This window comes from Microcoleus sp. bin38.metabat.b11b12b14.051, from assembly GCF_013299165.1.
Classification (GTDB): domain Bacteria; phylum Cyanobacteriota; class Cyanobacteriia; order Cyanobacteriales; family Microcoleaceae; genus Microcoleus.
The window spans coordinates 39189-58959 of record NZ_JAAFKD010000013.1 but is presented as its reverse complement, the minus strand read 5'-3'; the positions used below and the strand labels follow the sequence as shown (position 1 = coordinate 58959).

18 protein-coding genes, 27 tRNA genes and 1 pseudogene are annotated in these 19771 nt (G+C 44.4%); 3 read left to right on the top strand and 43 right to left on the bottom strand.

What is annotated here, in order from left to right:
• Window positions 1-4 precede the first annotated feature (4 nt).
• Window positions 5-739, bottom strand: coding sequence for a 15,16-dihydrobiliverdin:ferredoxin oxidoreductase (locus tag QZW47_RS15500; RefSeq protein ID WP_293128337.1), 735 nt, complete (start codon window positions 737-739; stop codon window positions 5-7).
• A 274-nt stretch (window positions 740-1013) separates the two neighbouring features.
• Here QZW47_RS15500 and QZW47_RS15495 point away from each other — a divergent pair, with 274 nt between their 5' ends.
• Complete coding sequence (locus QZW47_RS15495) at window positions 1014-1592, top strand: phycobilisome protein (RefSeq protein WP_293128335.1); 579 nt, start codon at window positions 1014-1016, stop codon at window positions 1590-1592.
• 339 nt (window positions 1593-1931) lie between these two features.
• Here QZW47_RS15495 and QZW47_RS15490 read toward each other — a convergent pair whose 3' ends face one another.
• From QZW47_RS15490 to QZW47_RS15285, 42 genes and pseudogenes are all read right to left on the bottom strand, one after another.
• Window positions 1932-2597, bottom strand: a complete 666-nt coding sequence (locus QZW47_RS15490; RefSeq protein ID WP_293128333.1) for a HEAT repeat domain-containing protein — start codon at window positions 2595-2597, stop codon at window positions 1932-1934.
• Between the two features lie 112 nt (window positions 2598-2709).
• On the bottom strand, window positions 2710-3018 hold the full coding sequence (locus tag QZW47_RS15485) for a CpeR family transcriptional regulator (RefSeq protein WP_293128331.1): 309 nt from the start codon (window positions 3016-3018) through the stop codon (window positions 2710-2712).
• Window positions 3019-3289: 271 nt separating this feature from the next.
• On the bottom strand, window positions 3290-4057 hold the full coding sequence (locus tag QZW47_RS15480) for a phycobilisome rod-core linker polypeptide (protein WP_293128329.1): 768 nt from the start codon (window positions 4055-4057) through the stop codon (window positions 3290-3292).
• A gap of 312 nt (window positions 4058-4369) precedes the next feature.
• On the bottom strand, window positions 4370-5137 hold the full coding sequence (locus QZW47_RS15475; RefSeq protein ID WP_293128327.1) for a phycobilisome rod-core linker polypeptide: 768 nt from the start codon (window positions 5135-5137) through the stop codon (window positions 4370-4372).
• Window positions 5138-5249: 112 nt separating this feature from the next.
• Complete coding sequence (locus QZW47_RS15470; RefSeq protein WP_293128325.1) at window positions 5250-6128, bottom strand: phycobilisome linker polypeptide; 879 nt, start codon at window positions 6126-6128, stop codon at window positions 5250-5252.
• Between the two features lie 206 nt (window positions 6129-6334).
• Window positions 6335-6934, bottom strand: a complete 600-nt coding sequence (locus QZW47_RS15465) for a chromophore lyase CpcT/CpeT (protein ID WP_293128323.1) — start codon at window positions 6932-6934, stop codon at window positions 6335-6337.
• A gap of 177 nt (window positions 6935-7111) precedes the next feature.
• Window positions 7112-7645: a phycobiliprotein lyase gene (locus tag QZW47_RS15460; protein WP_293128321.1), complete on the bottom strand. Its 534-nt coding sequence runs from the start codon at window positions 7643-7645 to the stop codon at window positions 7112-7114.
• Between the two features lie 107 nt (window positions 7646-7752).
• Window positions 7753-7826, bottom strand: a tRNA-Lys gene (locus QZW47_RS15455).
• 14 nt (window positions 7827-7840) lie between these two features.
• Window positions 7841-7981 (bottom strand): hypothetical protein, encoded by a 141-nt coding sequence (locus tag QZW47_RS15450; RefSeq protein ID WP_293128319.1) that lies wholly within the window; start codon window positions 7979-7981, stop codon window positions 7841-7843.
• Window positions 7978-8520, bottom strand: a complete 543-nt coding sequence (locus QZW47_RS15445; RefSeq protein WP_293128317.1) for a Uma2 family endonuclease — start codon at window positions 8518-8520, stop codon at window positions 7978-7980. The genes QZW47_RS15450 and QZW47_RS15445 overlap by 4 nt, the downstream gene beginning before the upstream one ends.
• Before the next feature lie 78 nt (window positions 8521-8598).
• Window positions 8599-10020: an ankyrin repeat domain-containing protein gene (locus QZW47_RS15440; RefSeq protein ID WP_293128315.1), complete on the bottom strand. Its 1422-nt coding sequence runs from the start codon at window positions 10018-10020 to the stop codon at window positions 8599-8601.
• Window positions 10021-10161: 141 nt separating this feature from the next.
• A pseudogene (locus QZW47_RS15435) lies at window positions 10162-10263 on the bottom strand (hypothetical protein); the annotation flags it as partial.
• Window positions 10264-10417: 154 nt separating this feature from the next.
• Window positions 10418-10549, bottom strand: coding sequence for a hypothetical protein (locus tag QZW47_RS15430; RefSeq protein ID WP_293128313.1), 132 nt, complete (start codon window positions 10547-10549; stop codon window positions 10418-10420).
• Window positions 10550-10565: 16 nt separating this feature from the next.
• The gene (locus QZW47_RS15425; protein ID WP_293128311.1) at window positions 10566-11147 is read right to left on the bottom strand and encodes a dihydrofolate reductase family protein; all 582 of its coding nucleotides are present in this window, start codon (window positions 11145-11147) and stop codon (window positions 10566-10568) included.
• Between the two features lie 500 nt (window positions 11148-11647).
• A tRNA-Ser gene (locus QZW47_RS15420) sits at window positions 11648-11733 on the bottom strand.
• 213 nt (window positions 11734-11946) lie between these two features.
• A tRNA-Ser gene (locus tag QZW47_RS15415) sits at window positions 11947-12029 on the bottom strand.
• Window positions 12030-12033: 4 nt separating this feature from the next.
• Window positions 12034-12107 (bottom strand) — tRNA-His (locus tag QZW47_RS15410).
• A gap of 5 nt (window positions 12108-12112) precedes the next feature.
• Window positions 12113-12207 (bottom strand) — tRNA-Ala (locus QZW47_RS15405).
• A gap of 8 nt (window positions 12208-12215) precedes the next feature.
• Window positions 12216-12289: transfer RNA gene (locus tag QZW47_RS15400), tRNA-Ala, on the bottom strand.
• A 5-nt stretch (window positions 12290-12294) separates the two neighbouring features.
• Window positions 12295-12371, bottom strand: a tRNA-Ala gene (locus QZW47_RS15395).
• A 6-nt stretch (window positions 12372-12377) separates the two neighbouring features.
• A tRNA-Arg gene (locus tag QZW47_RS15390) sits at window positions 12378-12451 on the bottom strand.
• Window positions 12452-12682: 231 nt separating this feature from the next.
• Window positions 12683-13969 carry an RNA ligase family protein gene (locus QZW47_RS15385; RefSeq protein ID WP_293128309.1) on the bottom strand — a complete coding sequence of 429 codons (1287 nt, stop codon included), beginning with the start codon at window positions 13967-13969 and terminating at the stop codon, window positions 12683-12685.
• A gap of 513 nt (window positions 13970-14482) precedes the next feature.
• Window positions 14483-14555 (bottom strand) — tRNA-Arg (locus QZW47_RS15380).
• Between the two features lie 6 nt (window positions 14556-14561).
• Window positions 14562-14632 (bottom strand) — tRNA-Val (locus QZW47_RS15375).
• Window positions 14633-14713: 81 nt separating this feature from the next.
• A tRNA-Thr gene (locus tag QZW47_RS15370) sits at window positions 14714-14790 on the bottom strand.
• Window positions 14791-14873: 83 nt separating this feature from the next.
• Window positions 14874-14952: transfer RNA gene (locus QZW47_RS15365), tRNA-Met, on the bottom strand.
• Between the two features lie 11 nt (window positions 14953-14963).
• Window positions 14964-15037 (bottom strand) — tRNA-Leu (locus QZW47_RS15360).
• 34 nt (window positions 15038-15071) lie between these two features.
• Window positions 15072-15145, bottom strand: a tRNA-Leu gene (locus tag QZW47_RS15355).
• Between the two features lie 4 nt (window positions 15146-15149).
• Window positions 15150-15223: transfer RNA gene (locus QZW47_RS15350), tRNA-Pro, on the bottom strand.
• Between the two features lie 4 nt (window positions 15224-15227).
• Window positions 15228-15308: transfer RNA gene (locus tag QZW47_RS15345), tRNA-Leu, on the bottom strand.
• Between the two features lie 23 nt (window positions 15309-15331).
• Window positions 15332-15408, bottom strand: a tRNA-Leu gene (locus QZW47_RS15340).
• A 30-nt stretch (window positions 15409-15438) separates the two neighbouring features.
• Window positions 15439-15512 (bottom strand) — tRNA-Gln (locus tag QZW47_RS15335).
• Window positions 15513-15520: 8 nt separating this feature from the next.
• A tRNA-Gln gene (locus QZW47_RS15330) sits at window positions 15521-15596 on the bottom strand.
• A gap of 126 nt (window positions 15597-15722) precedes the next feature.
• Window positions 15723-15798 (bottom strand) — tRNA-Asn (locus QZW47_RS15325).
• Between the two features lie 6 nt (window positions 15799-15804).
• Window positions 15805-15877, bottom strand: a tRNA-Phe gene (locus QZW47_RS15320).
• A gap of 4 nt (window positions 15878-15881) precedes the next feature.
• A tRNA-Ser gene (locus tag QZW47_RS15315) sits at window positions 15882-15968 on the bottom strand.
• 8 nt (window positions 15969-15976) lie between these two features.
• Window positions 15977-16051, bottom strand: a tRNA-Arg gene (locus tag QZW47_RS15310).
• A 191-nt stretch (window positions 16052-16242) separates the two neighbouring features.
• Window positions 16243-16324 (bottom strand) — tRNA-Tyr (locus QZW47_RS15305).
• A gap of 8 nt (window positions 16325-16332) precedes the next feature.
• A tRNA-Glu gene (locus QZW47_RS15300) sits at window positions 16333-16409 on the bottom strand.
• Window positions 16410-16488: 79 nt separating this feature from the next.
• A tRNA-Cys gene (locus tag QZW47_RS15295) sits at window positions 16489-16562 on the bottom strand.
• Between the two features lie 216 nt (window positions 16563-16778).
• Window positions 16779-16851: transfer RNA gene (locus QZW47_RS15290), tRNA-Asp, on the bottom strand.
• A gap of 323 nt (window positions 16852-17174) precedes the next feature.
• A complete protein-coding gene (locus QZW47_RS15285) occupies window positions 17175-17402 on the bottom strand; it encodes a hypothetical protein (protein ID WP_293128307.1) in 228 nt (75 codons plus the stop codon).
• 37 nt (window positions 17403-17439) lie between these two features.
• Between QZW47_RS15285 and QZW47_RS15280 the strand changes: the two genes are divergently transcribed.
• Together QZW47_RS15280 and QZW47_RS15275 are read left to right on the top strand one after the other, a co-directional pair.
• Complete coding sequence (locus QZW47_RS15280) at window positions 17440-18366, top strand: polysaccharide deacetylase family protein (RefSeq protein ID WP_293128305.1); 927 nt, start codon at window positions 17440-17442, stop codon at window positions 18364-18366.
• Between the two features lie 344 nt (window positions 18367-18710).
• The gene (locus QZW47_RS15275; RefSeq protein ID WP_293128303.1) at window positions 18711-19502 is read left to right on the top strand and encodes a biotin--[acetyl-CoA-carboxylase] ligase; all 792 of its coding nucleotides are present in this window, start codon (window positions 18711-18713) and stop codon (window positions 19500-19502) included.
• Window positions 19503-19771 lie beyond the last annotated feature (269 nt).

The window sequence follows — 19771 nt, the reverse complement described above, 5'->3', positions numbered from 1 at the left end:
AAATTTATTTTGTCCCGGCGGGAACCGCTAAGGGAACAGCATCTTCAAACAAAAACTCGTACAAAAAGCGCTCTGACCATTCATGGCCAAAATAGCTGCCGAATAGCCCGGATGCGGGGTCTCTTTCTGCACTATACTGGTCGTAATCTTTCTGTGCTTTCACAATCCGCTGAACTTCTTCGGGAGTTGTCAGGGGAGTAGCTTGCTGTAGCATTTTCCAGTACAACTGGACGTATTCTTGATAGGCGGGAAACAATTGGTTGACTACTGTTTCGGCGTCGGTTTTGGCAAAAAGCAAATTTTTGGAAAAATACTGGTTGGCATCATAAAACTTCATTTCTAAGTCTTGTACCAACGAGCTGTATTTAGCTCGAATTTCGGTCAATGGTTCGATATACTTATCTATGTAAGGCCGATCGCGAAATAACGGCTGAAAATCGATCACTACCAAGATTTTCTTTTGTCCAAACGCTAAAAAATCTATCCCTAGCAACGGCACATCGTAATTGTGGTTTGGATAAATCACACTATTGAAAATTTGCGCCGTTTCCCCAGCATCGATGTAGGTGTAGCGAATTTTTCTCAATTCTGGGCATTCATAGCACCAACTTTGAATCGTGGCGGGATTTTTACCTCTTTCACTCACCACAGACTCCAATCCAGAGGGAATGGGACGGCTCTCTAGTGCAAAGTTGTCAAACAGTTCTTTTTCTAGAAATTGCTGAAATGGCTTAAACATAGATTATAATTTAGCTCCTTCAATCTCTGCCTGAACACAGGATAATAGGCGATCGCCCTAAACCTAGTCTCTTTTATGGATAACAAAGTAATATTTCGTTATGAAACCATTCGTTATGAAACCAAAGGTGCGATCGCACTTACATCTAATGAAAAGTTTGTACCACACTCTCATCTTTGATTTTCTTAAATGTAACAAATCTTAATAAAACTTCTCATAATTCTAGTCTATAACTTGGATTGTGTCCAACTACCTCAGTACATTTTTAATAGCTATGCAACTAAGTGAAAGAGCCAAACAATTAATTCCCAAAGCCAGAATCGTCAGCTTTGCCACTTGGAAAAACCTCTATCCAGATGAAGTTATCACCATTTTTCAAAAGGCTGACGATGAAAGTAGATATCTCACCGACGCAGATTTAGAAAATATCAAAAATCTGCTTCCCAATACATCTTTAATGTTAGAACAAGCCAGATTGCTGCGAGAGCAAGCTCCTCATCTTGTATCCAATGCCAGGGAAAAAGTGTTAGCCGACTTTCCTAATATCGCCGAACCAGGTAATGACCTCTATCCTCCAGAACGCGCCGAAGCCTGTTGGCGAGATTTTTGGCATTTCCTGCGCTCTGTCTCCTATAGCATAGCAGCGAAAAATCCTGAATTTACCAGTCAAGCCGGACTAGAAAACATGGAACTACTTTATCAAGAATTGCGAGTTCCCGTGGCGGCGATGCTCTGTGGATTAGAACAGTTGAAAACAGTCTGTTTACAGCACTTTAGTTCTGAGGAACAGGATTTATCTGGTCTTTGTTTTGACAATTTAATCGCAGGCTTAAAACAGTTCAGTCAAGCTTGAGCGGTTAACAATCCCAGGAATTACGCACATTTAAGAAACCGGGTTTTTCACCCAATACCGTTCAGTTGTGTCATTGCGAGGAACGAAGCAATCGCAGAGTCTATTTTTTACATCGTTTTTGCTCCCTGACCAGCTTAACCCAACGATATTGGTTTTTCCACTCACATTCCTCGCACTCCAGACTATATTTCCCGAAAAAACCCGGTTTTTGCCTCTAATACCAATTTTATAAAGATTTGCTAGAGATGAACTCTTAGCCCCCCCTTAGTAAGGGGGGGTTGGGGGGGTGATTGTATAACACTACTTTAGAAAAATGGTATAAAACTGCATGAAATATTCTTAATTGTTCTCAAGCAAATTTTCTAAAGCCGCACCAACCACTCGATGGTGAGAGTCTTGGCGCAGTTGACTCAACACCTCCTTCGCCTCGGGAGCATCAAAATGTTTCAAAGCCGATGCAGTGTGCTGGCGAATCCCTTCATACTCAGAACCAGCCAGCACCAACAACCGAGCAAGTGCAGCTTGTTCCTGGCTGCTTCGGGCCAAAGCACCGAGTGCATCCACCGCCGCTTCCTGCGTCGTCATATCTTCCCCAGCTAACGCTTCGACACATACCTCAAAAAGTTCGTTGTAGCACTCCATATCTACCAGCGCCCCCAGAATGCTGCGACGCACCAGCCAGTGGTCATCTTGAACAAAAGTCAGCACTAAATGAGACGCAGCACACCTACCAAACAGGGACAGGGAATTTGCAGCTTCGGCGCGCACATTCGGAGTGTTATCAAATTTCATGATTTGCAGCAAAGCCGCGAAAGATTCGGCGGTTTGTTGCTGTCCAAACGCCCTACTGACAAAGGTGCGTACTAAAAATTCTGGATCGTTGAGTCGAGCTTTTAGCAAAGGAACGGCAATCTCTGGTGTATAATCTTTCAGAGCTGCGATCGCCTTGAGTCGATATTGAAAATCAGAATTTTCTAGAGACGCTTCAATTTCGTGAATATCCATAACCGCAACAGAGCAGGACTTCTCCTTACTTTAAACAAAAACATTAACTTTGTGCAACTGACAAAAATTATTTTAACACCGAAATCATTTTTTAACCACGAACCTGCTTTGTTTAAACTCTCTCATCAAATCTAGTCTGAAAACTACCATATTTGAACCAGTATTGTCGCAGTTCGTGATGAGGTGTATGCAAACTTCCTTTCGCTTGATAGAGCATCACTTGTCTGTGATTTCCCATCCACACTCGTTTGAGAGGTTCCACAGAAATCAAGCATCCTCCTAAACTCGTAATACATTCCTCAAATCTGTCAACTGCTGGGTAGTCTAAAGTTTCAAAAATCAAAAATTGACCTGAGAAAATTAGGTGACGACTTCGTATCCAAGCCTGCATTTTTTTGTCGGCTATAGGAGGTAATACCATTTTAGATTTTAGATTTGAGATATTAGATTTGAGAAACACTCCTAAACACTCTCCCACCAAATATTTTTTCCTTCTGCCTTTTGCAAACTGCCTTTTGCAAACTGCCTTTTGCAAACTGCCGTCTGCCTTTTGCAAACTGCCAACTCTTCCTTCTTCTATAAATCAATTTTTTGGTTTTTTTCCCATGGAAAAAGAGCGAATAATAAACTCGCTCTAGAGAAAGTAGAAGAGACCAAAGCTAAATCAAAACAAAACTGAAGCCTCAGGAAATTTAGCTAACTTCAGTAATGCTGATAATTTTGCCACCACTTTTTTGGATACTCTGAATTTGCCGAGAAAGTTGAGCATAGCCAACTTCATAGCTGATGTTGCTCGTTCTGACTTTAGCACCACCAGATTTGCCCGCCACAATCCGAAAACGCTTGCCAGTAGTGCTAGAAGTTCCACTGGAACCAATGCTATAAAGTTTGATTTTTTGAGGTATATTGCTGGCAACAGTCGCAATTAACTGAGGCTTATTGCTGGTATCGCTAGTGGATGCTCCTCCGAGCAAAGAAACCATCCGATTAAAACCGACATTCTTGATGCCAGTTTGGCTGCGAATGCTGCGAGGATAGGGAACGACATTTTCGCCAAAATTTTGGGTATAATCGTCACTATCAATGTAAGAATCGATTTCTGCTCCGTAGCCTTTGCTGTTGCAAGTTTGGACGTGCTGAGCAATTTCTGTTTGTTCCAGAGGAGCGCGACCGAGCAAATGCTTGCAGTTTAACTCAATAAACCGATAGGGGGAATTGGTGTTAAAAAACAGAGATTGATAGAGTTCTGATTTTGCCACTTGTCTGACAAATTCGCGTACTGTAATATCGCCATTGCGGAGTAAGGATTCGGCGCTGGTGAGACGCTGGCTTTCCATCAAGTGGGCGTTTCCTAATACTTGGCGGTAAGCAGCGCGAATTACTAACTGTAAGTCGTCTTCCGTTGCATTAGAGCGCAGTTCTACTGGGTCATTTACGAAAGTTGCTGTTAAACTGGACATGGTTTTTCCTAAACTTAATAAAGTTGTTTTGCCATGTAAAAAATGTTACAACTTCTGGCGATTTTTAATGCTCAATAATGATTCTGAATTCACAAAAAAGTCAGAAAGAATCAGTCACCAAAAAAGTCAGAAGCCTTGGCACTCGAGTAAAAATCTCAAGTCATAAGCAAGACGGAGGGAGCATCCCTGTTTGGCAGAAAAATTATTTTGGTGTGGTGTGGGCTAGAAAGCCGGCATCTGAGTCACAGGCTGTTTTGCCTGTGCAACAAAAAGTAAATTGACTGCGGGGATACTCCCCCATCACTCTATGGCTTAAGCAACTTCGGTGATGCTGACAATTTTTCCGCCGGCGCGATGGATGCGCTGAATTTGCGGAGTCATCTTCGCACCAGAGACAAGATATTCAGTGTTGCTCACTCGGCGAGGGCTATCAAATTTAGCTCCCTTGACTACAATCTTGAACATTTTTTCGGTGGCATCTTTGTAAGCACTAATACGACCGCCTGTGCTTGGTAAAGTAATTTTGTTACCGCTATTACCAGCTACGAAGTCAACTAAGCGAGAAGCGGTAAAAGCACTGTCAACTCCTGCGTAACCTTGATACAGGGAAAGGGTGCGATTGTAACCGAGTTGCTTTTGTCCGACTTGACTTTTTGCTCCTTGATAATTAGGGACTGTATTTTCGCCAAATTTGTCATGGTATTCTTGACTGTCGAGGTAGGAGTCAATTTCTGCATCGTAGCCTTTTTCGATACAGGTGCGAATATGCTCGGAAAGTTCTGCTTGGTCTAGGGGAGCGCGACCTAACAAATGTTTAAAGTTTAGCTCGACAAAGCGGTAGGGAGCGCAGGATTCAAAATACCGACCGCGATAGAAGTCAGATTTTGCTACTGCGCGGACAAATTCCCGTACCGTCATCGAACCATCGCACAACTGGGATTCTGCCACAGTCAGGCGTTCGCTTTCCATCACGTGGGGATTCCCCAACACTTGCTTGTAAACGGCACGAATTACAGCCTGTGTATCATCGGAACTAGCAGTAGACCAAAGTTCTACTGGCGCATCTAAAACCACACTCATTGAGTTTCTCCTAAGACTAAATAACGCTTCTAAACTGAGAATTAAGGATTGCTTGCAAACACGCTTAGGGATGTGATTCCCCAAGTCGTGAAGCTAGAAAATTGAGCGGTTTCTAGTTGACAGCAGTGATGCTGGCAATTACGCCGCCTTGTTGGTGGATGCGTTGATATTCTTGGGAAAGTTTATCAAATGGAACGAAATAAACTTGATTGCTGCGGCGGAATTTCGAGACTCGGTTAACCACACCAGGAGAACGATAGGCTGTCACTTCAATGCGATAAACTTTGCCTTCTGCTGCTGTGCCCGAGCCTGTACGGCTGCGCGCGCTGATACCAGGATCTTGGAATGCCCAACCGTCGCCAACTGAACCGCCGGAAGGGGGAATGATTGCGAGGGGGGTTTCCTGAATCACGTATTTGTTCAGAACAGGGGTTTTCCCAGACAGACTTCCTTTGAAATCGCTGCTGGAAGCTCCGCGCAACAGAGCAAACATATGAGTAAACCCAACCATGTTTTGTCCTGGTTGAGTTTTGTAGCCTCGGTAGTAGGGAACGATATTTTCGCCGTAGGCGTTTTGGTATTCATCGCTGTCGAGGTAAGAATCAATTTCTGCCTCGAAGCCTTCGGTATCTAAGATAGTGCTATGAGCTCTCATTTCTTCTAGGCCATCGGGAGCGCGACCGAGAAGATGTTTGAAATTGAGTTCAATAAACCGATACCGAGGACAGGTATCGAAAAAGCGAGAACGGTAAGCGTCTGATTTTGCAAGAGCGCGGACAAATTCGCGCACGCTCAATGCACCACTTTTTAGTTGCGATTCAGGAACTGTCGCCCGTTCGCTTTCCATGACGTAAGCATTACCCAAAACTTGCCGGTAGACGGCACGAATAATGGTTTCTACTTCTTCTTCTGAACGTCCTGGAATCAGTTCTAAACAGGGTGTTTCTTCAAATAAACTGACTCCAAGTCGAGATGCAGGTCCAAAAACCATTTAAAATATCTCCACTATTGTGTTATCTGAGAATTTACCATAAATAGATGTTTTATTAGAAAACTTTACATAATTTAACAGAGGAGTTGATTTTGCTGTTTTCATGTGCTACAGGCAGTTTTTTATAGTGCAGGAGTGTTTTGGAGCAATAGGTATGGCTTGAGTACGTGCTGCAATGCCTGGAAATTCGTCATTCAGCGGTTAAATTAGCCTGGAGGTAGTTCTGCGGCAAAACTTTGACGCTTTTCAAAGAATAAAGAGCCAAAGTCCGAGCCCCAAATCTGTTGGTGAGTATTTACATCCATACCGCGATCGAGACTGCTCCAGGTTGTTTCGGTAATTTCCACGTCGCTGATTAGGTAGGTTGAACAACCTTTTTTTTCGATGAGACACTGGTTTCCTGGCTCTACACTACCACGAAACATTTCTCCGTCTCGTTTGAAAACCATTGAGCAATTGTACCGCCTTTGAATGCAATCCGGTTTAATTGTCTTGAGAATGCTTAGTTCGCGTGCTGCGCCTGCATACTGTACTGGATCGTTGAGACTGTAATTTTCAATATAGATTTGCGAGCCTTGGTCTATTAATTTGTGGACTCCTTGACGGTAGGGAGTCCACAGGTCATGGTCGTAAACTTGCTCGGAGTAAAATCCGATAGCATTGAAAAATTCAAAGGGTAAGGGTCGGAAAAATACATGAATGTGGGCAAATTTTTGTGGTTTTTCAAAGGATTGTTTGTAGTTGCTGAAATCCCCTGCCATCCATTGAGCCAGAGTTATTAAATCGTTACTTTTTACTGAATTCATAAGCTGTTTTTGAATTTTTTATAGCAGCGAGTAAAAGTGTTATCGCTCAACAATTGTTTTGCTTGTTTTGTCCGCTTTTTGGGTAAGGTGCGTCGCCCGGATTTTGTCGATGAAAATTAGGGATTGTTTGTGGCGACGCACCCTACAGAGACTGTTGCAATATTTTTGATAGTGGTATTATTTCCCGGAGAGCGATCGAATTTCTGAAGAAAATGATGCGGTGACAACTCCACTTCCTTTGCTGGTTTTGATCAGGGAAACACGGAAGCGCAGGTTGGGATTGGCGAACCAAATTTTTTCTTCGGCTGCGGCGTTGTCGTAGCTTGTCAGGAGGACAAAGGTACCATCGTCTGTGATGTGATAGTCTGCGGCGGCGGGAATGGTTTCGGCATATCCTTGGTCTCGCAGCAGTTTACCGCGATTGGGGAGTGTCGGATCTGGGATTGGTACGAGGATGCAACTGCCTTTCATTTCGGCGTTTTCATCCCAATCTGACTGGCCTTCCCATGCCATCTGAAAGGGGTTGACTGCTTGGGCTGGGTCGATGTCGTAAGATTTGCAGAGGTCGATTACGGCAGCATCATCGGGTGAGAGTGCAACGATATCAATGACTGACTCGATCGCTTCAAAGTGTCGGAAAGTCAAGTGATGGGCGCTGCGCTGCGATCGCCATTGTCCGAGGGAATTGTCAACAAATTGCTGGATGTTCATGGGAATTATTGTACAAGCTGATTGACACAGATATTATTGTCAATATTTTAGATTGACGATATCACCACAGCTTGCGGGTATTGGTATTGTACTATGTTGTTTGAGGATGGGAGTAGAAGGACTTGAACCTTCGACCTTGAGATTAAGAGTCACCTGCTCTAACCAACTGAGCTATACTCCCGCATCTAGACTACTTTAACACAACTGTTCTGAAAAATCAATTATTTTTGTAAATATTTGTGCCGATCGCCCGATCGCGAGTTTTCTGTAAGGGCGATCGAAGCTATCCCCTAGAAAATCGCCGGCGATTTTGTCAATAAGATCAATCTTATTCAACCCAAAAGTCTCTCAACGGATACCCGAATGTCGGGAAATGCGAGCGGTATAATGATTCCGTCTTCGAGCTTTTGCTCGATCGCGTATTCGCCATGTTCAGGATATCGGAACACGATCGTATGTTTGGCAGATAAATCCAACACCCAATATTCCTGAATTCCAGCCGCAGCATAGATAGCAGATTTCAATTCTAAGTCTTTTCTCAAGCTAGTTTGAGCAATCTCTACGATCCAAAATATGTCTTGAGGTTCGGGATGGCGATCGTTGTAAGCAGATTCGGGCGATCGCACGATCGCAATATCTGGTTCTGGTTCCGAATCCGAGAGTGTGATTGGCCCATTGCAGCGGACATCAGCTTGACCGGCGAGCAGTTCTTCGAGGTATTTACTGTCTCGTCTGATAGTATTGTAGTGGATTGGGGTTTCTGGACTCATTTCGTAAACTTCACCAGCTAGCAACTCTACACGGCGATCGCGCAGAATGCCTGCTTCTATCATGCGGTGGTAGTCACCTACAGACCATTTAGCTAGGGTTTTCATTGCAGGATCGGCGCATTTGATTAACAGGACTAAATTTAGTTTACACGATCGACCTCACATAGCTTTTAATTCAAGCATTTAATTTAAGTGCGAGCGCGATCGTCTGTATTGGCATGAACTACAAACCGATCGCATATCTAATCCAATTTTAAGCGATTGAGCCATCAAAACCTCAACTATATCTTGTTGATTTCCGCACCTGGCCAATTGAATTGGGGTACAGCCTCGTTGATTCCGTGGATTCACCTCTGCTCCCGAAGCTAAGAGCGATCGTACAATATTTAAGTGACCGCGTGAAACTGCTTTGTGTAAAGCTGTATATCTGTTATTATCTCTAGCATTGACATAGGCTCCTGAAATCAACAAAAGGTGCACAATTTCCAAATGTCCCTCTAGAGCTGCTTTCTGTAATGCTGTATATTCGCTATAGTCCTTAGCATTAACATCAGCTCCAAAAGCGATGAGAAGCTCTACAATGGGTTTGTGTCCCCGCTCCGCAGCAGCGTGAATAGCTGTTTTGCTAATTGTTACTCCTTGCAAGAGTAAAAACCTCATAACATCTTTGTGTCCTCCCGCAGCCGCTTCATCCATCGCTCGCTCGATATGATTTTCATAGCCGTCAGCGGTTCCCTCTAATGACAGTCCGCGTTCGAGCAAAATTTGCACAACCTCTTTGTGTCCGTTCTCTGCTGCTAATTCTAACGCTCCATGCCCGAAATCTATGACGACGCTAACATCAGCTTCGCGATCGATTAATAGCTGTACCATTTCTACAAAACCAAACTGCGAAGCAGCGATCAAAGGATAAAAACCTTGATCGCATTCTCTATTCACATCTGCACCATAATTAATTAGTAGCTCAGCTACCTCAATTTGGTTATTTGCTGCTGCGAAGTACAATAAAGTATGCCCGTAAGGTTCTCGTCCGATTGGAGCATTTGGATCGCCCCCTTGTTCGAGGTAAGACTCAACCTCCTGGATATTGCCGAGTGCAGCAGAAATGTATATGTTGACAAGAGCACCTTGAGATAATAGTATTTCGATAATTTCTCGATGTCCTCTCCGAGCTGCAATCTGAATTGGGGTTGCCCCATGACAATTGACTATGTTGATATCTGCTCCAGCAGCAACAAGTGCCTCAACAATCCTGGGTTGGTTCCGAAAAGCTGCTGCGTGTAAAGGAGTGTCAACAGAACCAGTACCGCACCGGAAATTTATATCAGCACCAGAGTCAATTAGCAATTTTGCTAACTCTAGATTTTTATAGGAGATAGATGAATGTAGAGGTGTATCGTTATCTCTGTCTGTTGCATTAACATCTGCGCCCCTAGCAATTAATATTTCAGCCATCTTGAAGTATCCTCTCATAATTGCTTGGTGTAGAGGGGTACTATCTGAGCAACTTTCATCTCTAAAATTTATATCATCTCCCCGATGTAGGAGAGCGATAACTCTCTCAAAATCCTCATGACAAACAGCTTGACATAATTCCTGGCTCATTGCTATTATTTCTTTCAGATTTTTTTCATAAACTTCTGGTGCTACGCCCCACTAATTATTGTACAGAAGAAACAAGCAAACAGAAAAGCCAATTACCCGAATAGGTTTGGCTTTTCTGTTACTTGTGAATTCAGCAAAACGCTACCGCTGAATTTTGGAGACGACACCCGCACCGACGGTACGATCGCCTTCACGAATGGCAAAACGCATACCTTGTTCGATCGCGATCGCCTTCACTAACTGCTAGCCATTGCCTCTAATATTACCCACAGAATACTTATTATCTTTCATAAATCTCATCAAAAATCTTAGAGCTTCATTCACTGCTTCAGAGTCAGGAAACATTTCTGCAACATCCGGTTCGAGATGAATAGTCAGCCCGCCAAAACTCTTCCGTCTAGGGCATAACTTTCATCACAGCGCCAATCTCGATAATTTCCATGTGATTTCGGGCGATCGATCCTTTGTCGCAGCAGGTTGCTTCTAGATCGAGGACTAGATAATAGTTGAATTGTTTTAAATTAATCATAAATTTTACCTAAGTTTTAGTCATCGAGGTGTTTCACTCGATAATGCAGCAGCATGAAACCGTTGCTGTAAATTTGCCGATCGACCAATTCGACACTTGTCGGCGCGATCGCCCTTGCAAACATCGGAATTCCCGCCCCAATGACTACCGGATTCAACTTGACGATCATCTCGTCAATCTCAGAAACCACCGTTGCGGCTAACTCACCGCCACCGCACAGCCAGATATCTTTACCCGTTTCCTGCTTCAATTCCTTCACCAATTCAACAGCATTGTCTGACACCAGTGCAACATTCCCATCTGGGCTGGCTTGCATACTGCGCGAAAAGACATACTGCTTCAAGCTGGGATAAGGATTCGTCAAACCCACGTTTAGCCCGACTTCATAGGTTTTGCGTCCCATCAAAACAGCATCAAACTGCTGATTACCCGCACTAATGCCTAGTGCTTCGTGAAGGTGCGCCGGAATAGTTTCGGGAAAGCGATCGAACAAATCGGCAAAATGCTCTCCTGCGATCGGAAAACAATCAAAGGAGCCATCTTCGCGAGCAATAAACCCATCAACCGTGCAAGCCACGTAATATATGAGTTTTCTCATGTTTAATCTTGTTTGTTAAGAAGTTTTGGAAATCACCAAGGCTGAAACCATCGTAGCAGTCGCTTTTCAAATGCGCGATCGCCCGCATCCCTAGAGACAATTGTAGGAAAGGGCGATCGGTCTCAAAACGAGATAAGCTGATGTCAGCGCACGGATTGACACTCCTTGCTTTTCAATCACAAATGGAGAGGACGGGACTCGAACCCGCATCGATCGACAGCAACTTTCAGGAAACGCGCTTCCTTACTACCTGTAAGCAGACGGGAACTACCCCCATCTCGGACTGTTAATTCCTTTCAGTGCCTCTGCAACCCGCTGCCAATTTGCGCTTTCAGGGAACGTCGCGAAGCAACTTTTTACCCTACTCAACAAACTCGATCGTCCTTTTGAGAGCCGCTTTACCTAGTTTTTACGGTGCCATTCCAATTAGGCGACCTCCCCAAACTTCCTATTCGTACAGGATAACAAATCTATCTACGAAGTGCAAGAATATTTCATTAAGGAAGATGAAGGAATCGAACCCTTACAGGTGTTACCTGTACCCTTGTTTTCAAGACAAGTTGCTGGCCATTTAGCGGCATCTTCCATGATGCAAAGTATCCATGATTCCCATAGCTAAACTATAGGAAATCCACCGGGAAGGTACTGCCCCTTCTACCTCTGCGTTATCAGCACAGCGCCTCGCTTCTCGGCTTCCGGTGGTGAATCAAATTCCTGCCACATCGCAACCTATCCGTAGGAACACAGCAGTGCTGTTTCCCTATAATTATCGGTGCAACTAAGCAGATTTGATATTACAAGGAAGATGAAGGAATCGAACCCTTACAGTTACCTGTACCCTGGTTTTCGAGACCAGTTGCCAACCGTTTAGCGGCATCTTCCGAGGGGTGTCTGACGGGAATTGAACCCGCTATTACTGGTTCCACAAACCAGCGCCGCTACCGCTTTGGCTTCAGACACCGCAGTGGAATCAAGGAGAATCGTAGGCGAAGCCTTCCCGAAGGGTACTCCTAACCTCTTGCGTGCAAAGCAAGCGCTCTACCAATTGAGCTATGACCCCTTTTTGGGTGGATACTGGTCGGACTCGAACCGACATTTTCCTAGTTGCGAACTAGGCACTTTTCCGATTAAGCTACAGACCCAAAGTTGGTGGATTGCGATCGGATTTGAACCGATATCTTTCTAACAGCCAGTTAGATGCTTTACCAATTAAGCTACGAACCCATTCAGCAGGAGTGGTAGGACTTGAACCTACAACATTCGAGGTAGAAGCTCGACACTCTATCCAGTTGAGTTACACTCCCGTATTTTTTGTTGATTTGCAATATTAATAGGACTCACGCATGGGTGGTCAGAAACCGGGTTTTTGCGAAAATACTTCATTGTTAATCGCAGATTCGGTAAAAAACCCAGTTTCTTTGATTTATGGTTGCAATAACTACAAAGCCAACAGTAGGGTGCGTCGCCCGACTATTCTGGCGAATTACAACTATTTAAGAAGCGACGCACCCTACCATGATCCTTTCCCCGAATAACTACAAAGATTTAGCCTGTTCTTGATACCATTTTTTAGCTGCGTTCATCACTGCTTTGTTGACATCTTTCCAGGTTAGTTGACTAGCCTCTAGTTCGGCAACACTTTCTTTCTGTACATCAGCATTAAACCACTTTAAAAATGCTCCGATTTTGTCCATATTAAAGTGACCGCCACAAACTTCTGTTACCCCTTGTTCTAGGCGAGCAGGTGTGACAAAAAGATTCACAAAATCGTCAATACTTTCAGCAACTTCTGGGTTGATTTGAACAGGTTGTTTGGTTTTGACAGCTTGGTGTTTTTCGCCTTTAGCTTTGAACAGCAGTTCTGCATAGGACAGCCTTTCCGCAAGTTCGCCGCTTTCGGGAAACAGCACCAATCCTTCGCCAATTCCTGCGATGCCGAAAGTTTCTTTCACCCAAGGATCGACTTTTTCTACAACATCAACCACTTGATTGATGGTATCAACAACTGATGTTAGTTGCTCTGAATCGCCAAAATCTAAAACAAACGGTTCTCCGTAAAAAGGCAAGACGAAAATATCGGGATGTTTAGGCAAGAAATCAGCGATTTTGTCAGGGCGGATTTCCAGTTTGGCAATTTTGCCATCCACGCCGCCAAATTGAACTGCAAACACCGCGAAGATTTTGCGATCGATCTCAGATACAGCAGTCCGTTTCTGAATCCCTTTACCGCACCATTCCCCAAAGATAGTTGCGTGTTCGGAACTTGCCAATCGAGAGAAAAAATCGATATTTTGATTCACCCAATTAGCAAAGCCGAGATTGTCGTTTTTCGTGTCAATGATTTGCGATCGACTTTGGACAACAACTTTACCATCGGTAAAGATTTGAATGCCTCCATTAGTACCGTCGAGTTTAATTTTAGCTCGATAAATTATCTTAGGAGTTTCCCCGAGTAATTCTAAACTGCGGCGGAGATTGTAGAGCAGTTCGATGCTCGGCCATGTTTGCATTTGTGCCGATTGCTCTACCGTTTCTTGACAATAAATTGCCGACAAATCAGTGCCGATTGCTTCGTCAACTTTCCCCAAAGCCATGCCAAAGGAATAAACGCCTCGGAGTTTTGTAGGTGTGATTTTAGTGCCGTTTTTCAACACAGAATCAGTTAACGCTATGGCAACGATATCGCCAACATCATAAATGTTTTCTGAGTTGGCAACAATTTGTATGGCATCATGCCCCGGAGCTTCAAAACTATAGAGATGGAGCGCATCAGCATTGGGATGATTTTGCGCGGTTTTGACTTCCATTACAATTACAGGCATGGGGGAAACTCCTTCTAATCTTACAGTTCGATCGTTCGGACTTTAGTCCTCTGAATTTGCGGACTAAAGTCCTCACTACGAACCAAATAAATTCAGTTCAAATAGTGCGATCGCACTTTGCGTATAAGTTATCAGAGCATTGCGTTTTCTGAGTTACTAGAGGGACTCCGCCGATGAGTTACTACACACTCTTTAAAGGATGGCTACTTTTAAGCCTACCTATCGGGTTCACTGCACTCCTCGTTTACAAACGCACGCTGTTTTTTGACAGCGTTACCTTTCCTCTCATACTAAAGTATGTAGGCTCCAAAGGTTGGGATACGCAAAAGTGCGATCGCGTTTAACATAAGACTTACACATCAATAGTCAGAAACTGGGTTTTTGGAGAAAATCTTTAGCTGTAGCCAACAGATTAGATAAAAGCCCGGTTTCTTAGGCCTGATATGTAAGTTTTGGAATCTAAAAAATTAATCATTCAATTGAATCAACCTCCTTAAATTCTAGCAAAAACAACGAGAGTGGTAGGACTCGAACCCACAACATCCGCGTCCGAAGCGCGGCGCTCTATCCATTGAGCTACACCCCCGTAAATTGGTAGTCCTGGCAGGATATTACCCCGCTCTTACTTGTAAGGCAAACACTCTACCGTTGAGTTACAGGACTGCAAAAGCGGATGATGGGACTTGAACTCGTGCCTAGAGTTTGGAAGACTCGAATGCTACCATTACACCATATTCGCAATTGTGGAGCTGGTGATAGGAATTGAACCTACAACCGACTGATTACAAATCAGTTGCTCTGCCTAATTGAGCTACACCAGCACGCCGACTAGATGGCGATATTTTAACTTGCAACAAGGCCATACAAAAGCCTGATATTGCCAATTACATCACACCTGCATTTTTGGTAGCGGGGACAGGAGTTGAACCTGCTATGAAGAGGCTTATGAGACCTCCAAGCCTACCCAGGCTACTTCACCCGCGATGTTACCAAATACCCCTGACTGGCATCGAACCAGCACTGACTAGATCCTAAATCTAGCGCCTCTACCAATTGGGCTACAAGGGTAAAATCGATCGCATTTTTGGGTTTTGATACCCAATACCCCTGACTGGACTCGAACCAGCAAAACACTCGTTCTAAGCGAGTGATGTTTTCCAATTACATCACAGAGGTAAAGTCGGAATGGCAGGATTTGAACCTGCAACCTTCGGCTCCCAAAGCCGCCGCGCTACCAAGTTGCGCCACATTCCGTTCATGCTCCAGGTGAGACTCGAACTCACAATCAAAATAGAACAGATTTTAAGTCTGCCGCGTCTGCCAATTCCGCCACAAGAGCAAGTAGAAACTCAGTTGAAAATTTGGTACTCCTGACTGGATTTGAACCAGTAACACACAAGATTTGAGCTTGCGGCCTCTGCCAATTGGGCTACAGGAGCATCATCATTACTGCTTTTGGAAAAGCAGAACTCGGAAGGCAGGGTTTGAACCTGCATTATTCCGCTTTCAAAGAGCGGTGCCATACCAATTAGGCGACTTCCGAATAATTCAATGCCTGGGTAGGCTTTGAACCTACATAAATTCCTGTTTCAGAGACAGGCGACTTTACCAATTTGTCTACCAGGCAATTTAAACGGAAATTGCACATTTATAACCAAAGAAACCGGGTTTTTTACCTAATCTACGGACTACAGCGAAGAATCTTCGTAAAAAACCCGGTTTCTGGCCACCCGTGCATAATTCCTATAAAAAATGGCTGCCTCAGTAGGAATCGAACCTACAACCATCACGTTAACAGCGTGCAGCTCTACCAATTGAGCTATAAGGCAACGCAATCCCCCAAGTCAGTATCGAACTGACGACTTCTTGTTCTTCACACAAGCACTCTACCAACTGAGCTATCGGGGGAAAACGGAGAAGGTGGGATTTGAACCCACGGCGGTTGTTAAGCCGCTCTTTCTTAGCAGGAAAGCGCCATAAGCCTCTCGGCCACCTCTCCTCAATGAGCGAGAACGGAGGGATTTGAACCCTCAATTTTTCAGTTGCGCAAGCTGAATTGTTGTCCAGTTACAACACATTCTCTTGTTTTGGAACTGCATATTAACTACACAGGACTTACTCGCGGGGGTCAAAAACCCGGTTTCTATCTCAATATCTCTAGTAGAGATGCAAAATTTTTCTCAGAAACCGGGTTTTTTGCACAATTTACAATCTTAAATCTCAAATCTTAAATCTTGAAATCCAAAATTTAAAATCTAAAATCTAAAATCGCATGGGTCGGGCTGGAATTGAACCAGCAACGCTTTAAGCTACTGTTTTACAGACAGCTACCCACGCCAATAGGAGGGCCAACCCTGGAATTTTGGAAGTGCTGACGGGAGTTGAACCCGCAATCACTTGGGTGAAAACCAAGCGGCTTAAACCATTTGCCTACAGCACTATTGATTTTAGATTTTAGATTTTAGATTTGGGATTGCTTTTGGGAATTTTAGATTGCTCCTGTGAATAAATAGGAACAGAGGTTAGGGCGGGATTTGAACCCGCGAAATTCGGTTTTGCAGACCGACGCTTTGAGCCACTCAGCCACCTAACCAGGGAATCCCAACGGGTTTTGTAGGCGATGCCTTCCCGCAGAGAAATTGGTATTATCTCGTTTGAAATACCGAAGTAATTCAATTGCAGATTTTCTCTAAAATCTCAATTTTAAATCTCAATTTTAAATCTCAATTTTTTAAGATGAAAATATGAAAATTTCAAATCAAAACATTCAAAATCCAAAATCCAAAATCTAAAATCTAAAATCGCCTCACGGGGCTGACGGGTTTCGATCCCGCTACCTTCGCTGTGACAGAGCGACGCTCTCCCAATTGAGCTACAACCCCACAAGATTTCTGTTTGGACGGGATGGCGGTTGATTCCGCGTACTACAACCCGATCGGGCTTTTGTTACCGGAGTCTATACCGCCAATGTCCGCAATTATGTGACACTATTAATTATCTATTCTGTTTTCAAAGTTCGTATTGCTTTTGGAATAAAGCTTTGAGGCTTTTCCCCTTCGCCATACATTTATACTACACTGCGTACTACGAGACTGTCAAGGGGGTAATACAAGTTTTTTTTAAATTTGGTTTTTTAAGGTGGGTGTCGATCGCCCCCACCAACACTCTCGCCCCAAAAACAACGATAAATCAAGACGTTCGGCTGCTAAACTGGTGCTGTAGCCCGAGGTAAATCCGATGTTTGAACTGTACTACAATAATTTTTTTTGAGGGCCTGCTGACCGATCGCCCTAAAGATACACCCGGCGATTGAAATCGCGGTTATGCCGATCGCCCGCATCCCATCGCATTCGATCGCCCTTCCGATGCCGCTGTCAATCCCCGCTGAGACATATTTATTAAAAATTAGGTTTCTTTTCCCTGAAATTCCCATTATCATTATCGGCAGTGTGGAATGAAAGGAATTTCAAGTGACCGGAAATCATCTGTTTCAAAGACTGCGAAAAAAATGGCGTTTTGTGGCGATCGCCCTGACTGCGGCTGCAATGAGCTTTATCATAGGTACGCTACTGCCCGGAAATCAACAAGGAAGTGACAAGCCTGCAACCGCCGCGGTGCAGAACCTCGACCAATCCTTAACGATAAATCCGTTACCAAACGAGGTTGGGGACAATCAAACAGGCTTTAATCTCGATCGCACATTTGAGAAACTTCTCACTGTATTGGAATCTAAAGAAAAACGCTTGACTTTTGTGCCACCGGAACAGTTTCAGGGAAAAACTGTTTTTGAGGGAACAATCAAATATTCTCAGAAAGTTATTGCGCTAACTGTTGATGACGGGCCGTGGCCGGAAACGACTGAACAAATGCTGGATATTTTTAAGCAAAATGATGTTAAAGCTACATTTTTTTGGATAGGTAAATCTCTAGAAAGTTCTCCCGAAATTGCTCGCCGAGTTGTGGCCCAAGGTCACGCGATCGGTAATCATACGTGGCATCATTGGTACGATGGGATGGATGCGGCGACAGCGGCTAATGAAATCGATCGCACGGCAAAACTTATTTACGAAACGACGGGAGTTAAGACGACTTATTTCCGTCCGCCGGGAGGAGTTTTGAATAATGGTTTGGCTAAGTATGCTAAGGAACATAATTATTCTGTGGTGATGTGGTCGGTAACTTCTGCCGATACCGATCCGCGCGCTCAACCGTCGGCTTTTGTGGAGAATGTGTTGAAGGGTGCGAAGCCGGGGGCGATCGTGTTGATGCACGACGGCGGGGGCGATCGATCGCGTACTATTAAGGCTTTACCGGAGATGATTGCTGGTTTGAAACAGCAGGGATATCGGTTTGTGACGATTCCTGAGTTGCTGGAAATGCAAGGGAAATCAGCGTAAATGGTGCTGGTGATTGCTTGTCTTTTTTCAGGGTAAAACTAAGGCTAAAGAAACCCGTTTTCTGGGATAAATATTGGTTTTTCAACTAGATATATACGAAGAAACTGGGTTTCTTACTCCCTAGGATTACGTATTGAAATGGCATAAATTTGGGATAAATTTCAGAGTTATACAATATGATTTAACCGCAGAGAACACAGAGAACACAGAGGAAGAGAATAGAGAGATGAATAATTAATATGCACCGTGCGATATAATTTTCGTGAAAAATGATATGAAAAAATCTCAATAAATTAGAAAATAATGAAGTTGAGAGGATAGGGGATATTCCTACTGAGGTAAGGTTGATAAATACTGTTGATAATGAGTTAGTGCGTCACTGGCTGCACACCTTAGATACCTGTGCGAGTACCAACACCTGGGCGATCGCCCGCGCAGACCAACTGCACCACGGAGATGTAATATTTACTAAGCGGCAAACCAGCGGGCGCGGACAACACGATCGCACTTGGCATTCCCCAACAGGTGTTTTAACTGCAAGTTTTGTCCTCGACAACCTCAACCCGAATCTATTACCCGGACTCAGTTTAGCAGTTGGTTTAGCTGTGATTTTTGCGATCGAGGATTTGGTGCCCGAATGTCGTGATATGCTGCGCCTGAAATGGCCGAATGATGTCTGGATCGATCGCCAAAAATTAGCCGGAATTCTCTGTGAAGCCACTTCCGGTAACACTTTCGGCACTCGGACGGTTGTCGGAATAGGAGTCAACCGCTGCGTAGATTTCGCGGCTGCGGGATTGGATACAAGAGCGATCGGCAATGCGGTAAGCTTGCATTCTATTGTTAGTAATGTGCCAGATGAACTCTGTTTGCTCGATCGACTGCGGCGCTATTTACTCGAACTAGGCGATATGTTTTCCACCACCGACAAGCCACCCTCCAAGTCCGGTTTAGCGCGGCTGTTACCGGAATTGCGCCGCCGCGATGCGCTGATTGGGTGTAATGTGGCGATCGAGCTTTCCTCGGAAACCATCTGCGGAGAAGCGGCCGGGATTGACGGATGCGGCCGGTTGTTAGTATGCTTGGCGGGCGATCGAATACAAGCATTTACCTCCGGGCGAGTTCAATTAAATTAAGAGTCATTAGTCAGTAGGTAGGTAGGGGCGGTGCCCCCGTGCCCGCCCTCATTAGTCCTGCCGTCATTAGTCATTACTCATTAGTCCTGCCGTCAGTAGTTGTTAGTCATTAGGATGTTTTAAATATCATCAAGGCGTGAGTTCAAATCCGGTGACATCCGAATCATATCTGAGTGCGAGCGTCCCCGATCGCGCTACACTTTCTTCCTATAGGCCTGGTTTCAACCGCCGACCTCTTCAGTCCGCGGAGGCGGACATCGTTTGTGTAG

Coding starts and splice junctions, on each gene's coding strand:
- QZW47_RS15430 (WP_293128313.1), bottom strand. CDS start 10,549: ATGATTAATTTAAAACAATTCAACTATTATCTAGTCCTCGATCTAGAA.
- QZW47_RS15445 (WP_293128317.1), bottom strand. CDS start 8,520: ATGAAAACCCTAGCTAAATGGTCTGTAGGTGACTACCACCGCATGATA.
- QZW47_RS15475 (WP_293128327.1), bottom strand. CDS start 5,137: ATGAGTGTGGTTTTAGATGCGCCAGTAGAACTTTGGTCTACTGCTAGT.
- QZW47_RS15425 (WP_293128311.1), bottom strand. CDS start 11,147: ATGAGAAAACTCATATATTACGTGGCTTGCACGGTTGATGGGTTTATT.
- QZW47_RS15385 (WP_293128309.1), bottom strand. CDS start 13,969: ATGCCTGTAATTGTAATGGAAGTCAAAACCGCGCAAAATCATCCCAAT.
- QZW47_RS15460 (WP_293128321.1), bottom strand. CDS start 7,645: ATGAACATCCAGCAATTTGTTGACAATTCCCTCGGACAATGGCGATCG.
- QZW47_RS15500 (WP_293128337.1), bottom strand. CDS start 739: ATGTTTAAGCCATTTCAGCAATTTCTAGAAAAAGAACTGTTTGACAAC.
- QZW47_RS15465 (WP_293128323.1), bottom strand. CDS start 6,934: ATGAATTCAGTAAAAAGTAACGATTTAATAACTCTGGCTCAATGGATG.
- QZW47_RS15480 (WP_293128329.1), bottom strand. CDS start 4,057: ATGTCCAGTTTAACAGCAACTTTCGTAAATGACCCAGTAGAACTGCGC.
- QZW47_RS15485 (WP_293128331.1), bottom strand. CDS start 3,018: ATGGTATTACCTCCTATAGCCGACAAAAAAATGCAGGCTTGGATACGA.
- QZW47_RS15490 (WP_293128333.1), bottom strand. CDS start 2,597: ATGGATATTCACGAAATTGAAGCGTCTCTAGAAAATTCTGATTTTCAA.
- QZW47_RS15285 (WP_293128307.1), bottom strand. CDS start 17,402: ATGGGAATTTCAGGGAAAAGAAACCTAATTTTTAATAAATATGTCTCA.
- QZW47_RS15440 (WP_293128315.1), bottom strand. CDS start 10,020: ATGAGCCAGGAATTATGTCAAGCTGTTTGTCATGAGGATTTTGAGAGA.
- QZW47_RS15495 (WP_293128335.1), top strand. CDS start 1,014: ATGCAACTAAGTGAAAGAGCCAAACAATTAATTCCCAAAGCCAGAATC.
- QZW47_RS15470 (WP_293128325.1), bottom strand. CDS start 6,128: ATGGTTTTTGGACCTGCATCTCGACTTGGAGTCAGTTTATTTGAAGAA.